This is a genomic window from Lysobacter sp. A421, from assembly GCF_054052145.1.
The window spans coordinates 1-3545 of record NZ_JBSVRL010000010.1 but is presented as its reverse complement, the minus strand read 5'-3'; the positions used below and the strand labels follow the sequence as shown (position 1 = coordinate 3545).

Sequence of the window (3545 nt, the reverse complement as noted above, 5' to 3'; positions counted from 1 at the left end):
ATCGTCTCTTGCCGGAGAAATCCCTCCCAGTCTGCCAGCTCACCTCTTCTTTTCCGGGCGTCGCGGGTGTTGCACTTACTTTGTTAACCTGCGATGCCTAACAATTCGTTCAAGCCGAAACTGCTTCGTTACAGCACCGGCGTGGCAGAAAAATCTTGCCACGCCGTTGCCTCCACTACGCAGGTCGGCTTAACTCAGGCGTTAGGTGCCTTACGAAGCTATGTCGCATTACAAACTCATCATCTTTGATTGTGACGGCGTCTTGGTCGATAGCGAACGCATCACCAACCAAGTGTTCGTTGACATGTTAAATGAGCTCGGACTTCCATTAACGCTCGAAGACATGTTTGAGCAGTTCGTCGGTCATTCCATGAACCAGTGCTTGGACAAGATCACAAGCATGTTGGGCAAGCCTCCATCTGCAGACTTCCTGCCGGCTTATCGAGCACGCACCAAGAATGCTCTTGAATCAGGCCTTCTTCCGGTTCCAGGCATAGAAGATGCGCTTGACAAGTTAGCTCTGCCGACCTGCGTTGCCTCAAGCGGAGATCATGAAAAAATGCGCACTACGCTGGGCATCACAGGGCTTTGGCGGCGATTCGAGGGGAGAATTTTTAGCGTAACTGAGGTGGCAAATCCAAAGCCTGCGCCAGATATCTTTCTGCATGCAGCCAACGAACTCAACGTCTCGCCCGCCAACTGCGTGGTGGTCGAAGACACGCCCACGGGCGTGGCAGCTGCGGTCGCCGCGGGAATGACAGTCTTGGGCTACTGCGGCTTGACGCCAGCTCATCGCTTGCAGGCAGCGGGGGCGCATCATGTGTTTGATAGCATGGACGCTCTTCCGAGCCTGGTGCAAAAGCCGTGGGGCGGCGCCTAACAGTTCGTTCAAGCCGAACCTGCTTCGCTACCAACAACACGGCAGGAAAAGCTTGCCATGTTGTTGGCTCCGCTACGCAGATCGGCTTAATTCAGCAACTGTCTTGTGATTTGTCGGGTCAAGCCATAATTAGACCCTCCGCACGCAGCTCATCGCGCCGCCTGGCATTGATGATGCCGAGCAGCTTGCGCATGCAGGCCACCAGCGCGACCTTGCCCAGCTTTCCGCGTGCACGCAGTTGCTGGTAGTGCGCCTTCATCATCGGATCCCAGCGCACGGCCGACAGCGTGGCCATGTAGAGCGCAACGCGTACCGGGGCGCGCCCGCCGCGGATGCGGCGCTTGCCTTGGCCCTGCCCGCTGTCGCGGTTCATCGGTGCCACGCCGGCGAGTTTGGCGATCTGCCGGCGATCAAGATGGCCAAGCTCGGGCAGCAGCGCCAGCGCGGTCGCCTGGAACACGGGGCCGAGCCCCTTGCTGGAGCGCAGCGCGGGCGTGGGGTGCTGTTGGATCAGGGCCTTCATGGTGCGCTCGATCGCCGCCAGCTCGCGGACCAATGCGGCGATGGTGCGAGCGGCCAGCTTACGAACCGATGGCGATGCCATCGCCGCCTGTTGCTTCTGGGCTTGTAGCAGGGTGACCACCTGGCCCCGTCGGCGCAGCCAGTCGCGCAACTCGCGCTGCCACGGCGGCGGGGCGACGTACCGGCGGAGGCGATCTGCGAACATCCGGGCCATCAGCGCCAGCAAGCGCGCATCAATGGCATCGGTCTTGGCCAGCTCGCCGGTGGCACGCGAAAAATCGCGGGCCTGGCGCGGATTCACCCGCGCAATCCACAGCCCGGCATCGCAGCAGGCGTCCAACAGCGGCTCTTCGTAACCACCGGTGGCTTCCACCACGATCCTGGACGCACCCAGCGCCACCAGGCGCTTGATGATCTTGGCAATCCCGGCTCGGGTGTTGGGAAACCGGGCGACGCCGGTCTGTCCATCTACACCAAGATCCAAAGCGCCTTTACCCACATCGATCCCTACTGCCGTCATGTCCGTTCTCCGTTACAGTTGGCCGGTCGAGAGCATCGCGCCTGAGGCCCACGCTTATCGGTTCGAGGGAAACCTCGATCAACTGTTCGGGCGCAGGGCGCGAGATCCGGCGTACGGTCCCTGCTGAATTACGGTGGTCTGACACCGAGGCGTTATCGGGCGCGCACGCCGGGCTCTCGGCTCTTAGGCTAGGGGAAACTCAAGACATAAGGCGTTAGGGCCCATGAAGTCGCAAATTGCTCTAGTACTACTACTTGCCTCGCAACGCAGTCTTGCTTGCCTAGTGACGCCGCCGCCTCAGCACACTCCACCAGACGAACTGATAGCTAGAACTGAGAATATTGCCTTGGCTAAAGTCGTCAGAGAAGATGCCGCTTCAAATGGTTGGGATATTCTTTATACATTCGAAACAATTAAACAGCTAAAAGGCGAACACCGAAAGGCGTTTCAGATTCTAGGCGATAGTGCTATATGGGAAGCCTCGAACCATAGATTCAACGATCATTTCGATGAAAATTTCTGGAATGACTATAATGGCCGAGAGTCTCACGATACTTCTTGCCGTATCCGACCCGGCTTTGCCGTCGGGGGCACCTATTTAATTTTCTTAGACAAGCCGTACCACTCAAAGAGCTTCGAAATGATCTTGGTGAGAGAGGGACCAGTCGATAAAAAAGATAAATGGCTACAGTACGTAGAGCAACGGACTTGGCCGTAACAATTCGTTCAAGCCGAACTTGCTTCGCTACACCAACAACGTGGCAGGTAAAGCTTGCCACGTTGTCGGCTACGCTACGCAAGTCGGCTTAACTCAGGCGTTAGGCCTAGGAAAAATTCGTATGACCAGTCGCATGATCGCTATCGCACTTCTCACGTTGATCTCAGGGTCTTTGTATGCGTCCGGCGTACAGGACAACAAGCGCCTCATCGAAATCTTCGAAGAAGACCAAAGCCCGCGAAATCAAGAAAGTATCGATTGGAAGGTCGTGGCCGAACAGGATCGTGCAAGGCGAGCGGAAGTTCTTGCTCTTATCAAAGCTGGGCAGATAAATACTTCGAGAGACTATTTCAATGCTGCACTTGTATTTCAACATGGCAACAGTATCGATGACTATCGTTTAGCCATGAGTCTCGCACAGCTAAGTTCAACACTAGACCCGCAATACAAAGCCGCGCCTCAGCTGGTTGCCGCCGCGTGGGACAGAATATTAATGAGCAAAGGCGTACCACAATGGTATGGCACACAGTTCAGTCGAGACGCTCCAGACGCACCAATCGTACTTTATAGAATCGATGAGTCGATAGTTACTGACCAAGAGCGATTAGATATGAATCTTCCCACGATTCAAGAAGCTAAAGATAGAGCAGATCGACTCAATGACAACCCTGGCTAGGGGTGAGTTAACACTCCAAGTGCAACACTCCTGAGAGTTTGTGCATGCGGTCGGCGGGGGTCTGGAAGTCATAGCGTCTCCTCGGCCGTGTGTTCAGTTTAGCGACTACCTGGTCGCAGTCGGCCTGTCGTTTCCCGGACACGCTTCGCCCTTTCCGGAAGTACTGCCGGAGCAAGCCGTTGAAGTTTTCGTTACTGCCCCGCTCCCACGGGCGGTGCGGGTAGGCGAA

At 56.3% G+C, this 3545-nt stretch carries 5 protein-coding genes; 3 read left to right on the top strand and 2 right to left on the bottom strand.

Annotated elements, in window-relative coordinates; translation table 11 throughout:
- Positions 1-220: 220 nt before the first annotated feature.
- Positions 221-880, top strand: a complete 660-nt coding sequence (locus tag ACW7G6_RS14525; protein ID WP_456998601.1) for an HAD family hydrolase — start codon at positions 221-223, stop codon at positions 878-880.
- 118 nt (positions 881-998) lie between these two features.
- On the opposite strand, the gene ACW7G6_RS14520 is transcribed toward ACW7G6_RS14525, so the two are convergent.
- The gene (locus ACW7G6_RS14520) at positions 999-1922 is read right to left on the bottom strand and encodes an IS110 family RNA-guided transposase (protein WP_456998600.1); all 924 of its coding nucleotides are present in this window, start codon (positions 1920-1922) and stop codon (positions 999-1001) included.
- A 223-nt stretch (positions 1923-2145) separates the two neighbouring features.
- Between ACW7G6_RS14520 and ACW7G6_RS14515 the strand changes: the two genes are divergently transcribed.
- Both ACW7G6_RS14515 and ACW7G6_RS14510 read left to right on the top strand, forming a co-directional pair.
- Entirely contained in the window at positions 2146-2640 is a 495-nt protein-coding gene (locus ACW7G6_RS14515) for a hypothetical protein (protein ID WP_456980498.1), read from the top strand.
- A gap of 121 nt (positions 2641-2761) precedes the next feature.
- Positions 2762-3316: a hypothetical protein gene (locus ACW7G6_RS14510; RefSeq protein ID WP_456998599.1), complete on the top strand. Its 555-nt coding sequence runs from the start codon at positions 2762-2764 to the stop codon at positions 3314-3316.
- Positions 3317-3323: 7 nt separating this feature from the next.
- On the opposite strand, the gene ACW7G6_RS14505 is transcribed toward ACW7G6_RS14510, so the two are convergent.
- Positions 3324-3545: transposase (locus ACW7G6_RS14505; RefSeq protein ID WP_456998598.1), on the bottom strand; the 222-nt coding region annotated here is incomplete at its 5' end.

Excerpts from the sequence above, each read along its gene's own strand:
- ACW7G6_RS14525 (WP_456998601.1), top strand. The coding sequence starts at position 221 with ATGTCGCATTACAAACTCATCATCTTTGATTGTGACGGCGTCTTGGTC.
- ACW7G6_RS14520 (WP_456998600.1), bottom strand. The coding sequence starts at position 1,922 with ATGACGGCAGTAGGGATCGATGTGGGTAAAGGCGCTTTGGATCTTGGT.
- ACW7G6_RS14515 (WP_456980498.1), top strand. The coding sequence starts at position 2,146 with ATGAAGTCGCAAATTGCTCTAGTACTACTACTTGCCTCGCAACGCAGT.
- ACW7G6_RS14510 (WP_456998599.1), top strand. The coding sequence starts at position 2,762 with ATGACCAGTCGCATGATCGCTATCGCACTTCTCACGTTGATCTCAGGG.